General features: G+C 66.2%; 3 protein-coding genes. 1 reads left to right on the forward strand and 2 read right to left on the reverse strand.

Annotated elements, in window-relative coordinates; genetic code table 11:
* A partial coding sequence (locus VFA16_RS22250) for a sigma-70 factor domain-containing protein (RefSeq protein WP_324969915.1) occupies window positions 1-955 on the reverse strand: 955 nt, incomplete at its 3' end.
* Between the two features lie 172 nt (window positions 956-1,127).
* Window positions 1,128-1,937, reverse strand: coding sequence for a polyphosphate--glucose phosphotransferase (gene ppgK / locus VFA16_RS22255; protein ID WP_324969916.1), 810 nt, complete (start codon window positions 1,935-1,937; stop codon window positions 1,128-1,130).
* Between the two features lie 180 nt (window positions 1,938-2,117).
* Between ppgK and VFA16_RS22260 the strand changes: the two genes are divergently transcribed.
* Entirely contained in the window at window positions 2,118-2,990 is an 873-nt protein-coding gene (locus VFA16_RS22260; RefSeq protein WP_324969917.1) for an inositol monophosphatase family protein, read from the forward strand.
* Window positions 2,991-3,079: the final 89 nt, after the last annotated feature.

The following is a 3,079-nucleotide window of genomic DNA, read 5'->3' on the forward strand; positions in this document are numbered from 1 at the left end:
TCAAGTCCAAAAACGCCATGCCGCGGCCGGTGTAACGTTTGGCCAGCGAGACCACTAGACGCAAATTCGCTTCCAGCAGATGGTTTTTCGCCCGGTCACCGTCGCGACAGATCCACAGCATGTCGCGGCGCAGCGCGGTCGGCAGCTTCTCGCCGCGCTCGGCCATCTCGGCCAACAGCTGGCTGGCGTAAAGGCCGGCCTCGATCCGCTTGGCCAGCTCGACCTCTTCCTCGGCGTTGAGCAGCGCCACCTTGCCGATCTGCTTCAGGTAGGCGCGAACCGAGTCCGCCGATGCGGTGAGTTCGGCGTCTTTGCGCGCCTGGCGCAACGCCTCCGACTCGTCTTCGTCCCAGACGAAATCGCCTGAAGCCTTGTCCTTTTCGGTCGGCTCAGCGATCTCTTCATCCTCGTCGACGGTGTCATCGACGGCAATGGTGGCCGCGGTCGCGTCGGCGTCGTCGGTGTCGGCCTGGTCGAGATCGACGTCCGCACCCTCCACCGCGACGTCCTCGAGGTCGTCGAGGTTCAAATCGGCGGCATCGATGTCGAGATCCTCGGGCTCGATGTCGGCGTCCGGTTCCCCGTCGAGATCCGGTTCCACATCGAGGTCTTCGACCGCGGAATCCAGCGCGTCGGCAACGACTTCGACATCCTTTGGGGCAGCAACCTTCTTTGCGCGGCTTCGCGTCGGCGCGGCGGTCGCGTTCTTGGCCGAGGTGTGGCCCTTCTTCGTGGTCTGGGCTTTCGTGGTCTCGGCACGTTTGGCGCCGCCGGTCTTCGCGGGGCGTTGAGTTGTCTTACTGGCGCGGGTGGTGCTCTTAGCGGTCCGCTTGGTGGCCGCGGAGCCGTGGCCGGACTTCGCTGCGGACCGTTTTGCCCCGTCCTTGGCGGGGGCCTTGGTGGCGGTGCGTTTCACCGGCTCATCGGTTGACGGGCTTGCTTTGGTCGCTGCCACGTACACCCCTTCGGTCGAACTCACTTCCGGTGCGCTTGGGCGTGCATGACCGAAAGTTTCGGTTATGTCGAATGTCGGCGCGGATACTCGCCGCTATCGGTTCGGGCGGCCGCCGCTGACCATTGTAACGACAGCCTGCGTAGAACCCGGCTGAGCGGGCAAATTTCAATTTTCAATGTGTCACATCTGTGGTGGCCGCCATTGCCGCGCCCACGATGCCCGCACTGTTTTGTAAAGCCGCCGGCACCACCGGGGTCCGGTTTGTGAGCAGCGGCACCCATTTGTCGGCTTTGCGGCTAATGCCGCCGCCGACGATGAACAGATCGGGCCACATCGCGTTCTCGATCGCGACCAGCACCTTCGTCACGTGGCGCGTCCATTTCTGGTAACTCCAGCCGCGCCTTTCTTTGACTGACGACGCCGCCCGGTGCTCGGCTTCCTTGCCGCCTACCTCGAGGTGTCCGAACTCGGTATTGGGTAGTAACTTGCCGTTGTGGATGACCGCCGAGCCGATTCCGGTTCCGAATGTGAGCAGCACGACGACGCCGGATTGGTCTTTGCCAGCGCCGTACCGCTCTTCGGCCAGCCCTGCTGCGTCGGCGTCATTGAGGACGACGACTTCTTGGCCGACGAGTTCGGCGCTGATGACGTCGCGCGCGCTGATGCCGATCCACGACTTGTCCACGTTGGCAGCGGTCTGCACGACACCTTCGGTGACGACGCCGGGATAGGTCACCCCGAGCGGCCCGGTCCAACCGAACTCGTTGACTACCGCGGCGATGGTCTTGGCGACCGCGGCCGGTGTGGCCGGCTGCGGGGTCGGCAGTTTGTAACGGTCGCCGACGAGCTGCCCGGTGGCTAAGTCGACGATGCCGCCCTTGATGCCGCTGCCGCCGACGTCGACGCCGAACCCGCGTAGCTGCGGTGTGATGTCGGCCGCATCGGTACCGACTGCGTCCGTGCCCGGCTCGGTGCTGCTCATCGGATCTCCTCGACGAGGGGTGGCTGCCCACACCTTAGCCCGACGACGATGCAGGTCGGGACGACCTGAGGAGGAGTTGGGCAATTAAGCCCCAGCCCGACGACGATGGGGGCCTGAGTAGAACTGCTGGTCAGACGGCGCGTGACGACGTGCTCTCGCCCGCTGTGATGCGATAGACCGGTGACGACAGGTGACAACCAGCCGGCGCAGCTGCGTTCGGTGGCCGAAACGCTGGCCGCGGAGGCCGCTGCGTTCGTGCGGCGTCGCCGTGGCGAGGTGTTCGGCGCCGGCGCCCGCGATGCCGACAACGCGGCGGTGCGGACCAAGAGCACCCCCACTGATCCGGTGACCATCGTCGACACCGATACCGAGCGGCTACTGCGGGACCGCTTAGCGCAACTGCGTTCCGGCGACCCGATTCTGGGTGAGGAGGGTGGTGGGCCCACCGATGCGACCGCCAGCGACGGTACCGTTACCTGGGTGCTCGATCCCATCGACGGCACAGTGAATTTCGTCTACGGGATTCCCGCTTACGCGGTGTCGGTTGCGGCCCAGGTTGACGGTGTCTCGGTGGCCGGTGCCGTCGCCGATGTCGCAGCCGGCCGGGTGTACTCGGCCGGCGTCGGGCTCGGGGCACACGTCAGTGACGAGACGGGGACACGGCAGTTACGCTGCACCGCCGTCGAGGATTTGTCGATGGCGTTGCTCGGCACCGGCTTCGGCTACTCCCGGCAGCGCCGCGCTGCGCAGGCCGCGCTGCTGGCCCGCATGTTGCCGGTGGTCCGTGATGTGCGCCGCATCGGTTCGGCGGCGCTGGACTTGTGCATGGTGGCCGCGGGCCGGCTGGATGCCTACTACGAGCATGGTTTGCACCTGTGGGATTGCGCGGCCGGGGCATTGATCGCCGCCGAGGCAGGCGCCCGGGTGGTGCTGCCGGCGCGGAACGGGCCGGGCGGCACCGCCGGGCTGGTGGTCGCTGCCGCACCGGGAGTCGCTGACCAACTACTGGCCGCGCTCGAGCAATTCGACGGCCTGCAGCCGATCCGTGACTAGCGCGTAATTGCCCGACTCCTCAGCAGGCGTTCCGCCTGCATCGTCGTCGGGCAAGGATAGTCAGCAGCTGTTGGAGTGGATCTTCGCCA

It is taken from the genome of Mycobacterium sp. (genome assembly GCF_035653355.1).
In the GTDB taxonomy this organism is placed as follows: Bacteria; Actinomycetota; Actinomycetes; order Mycobacteriales; family Mycobacteriaceae; genus Mycobacterium.

Excerpts from the sequence above, each read along its gene's own strand:
- ppgK (WP_324969916.1), bottom strand. The coding sequence starts at position 1,937 with ATGAGCAGCACCGAGCCGGGCACGGACGCAGTCGGTACCGATGCGGCC.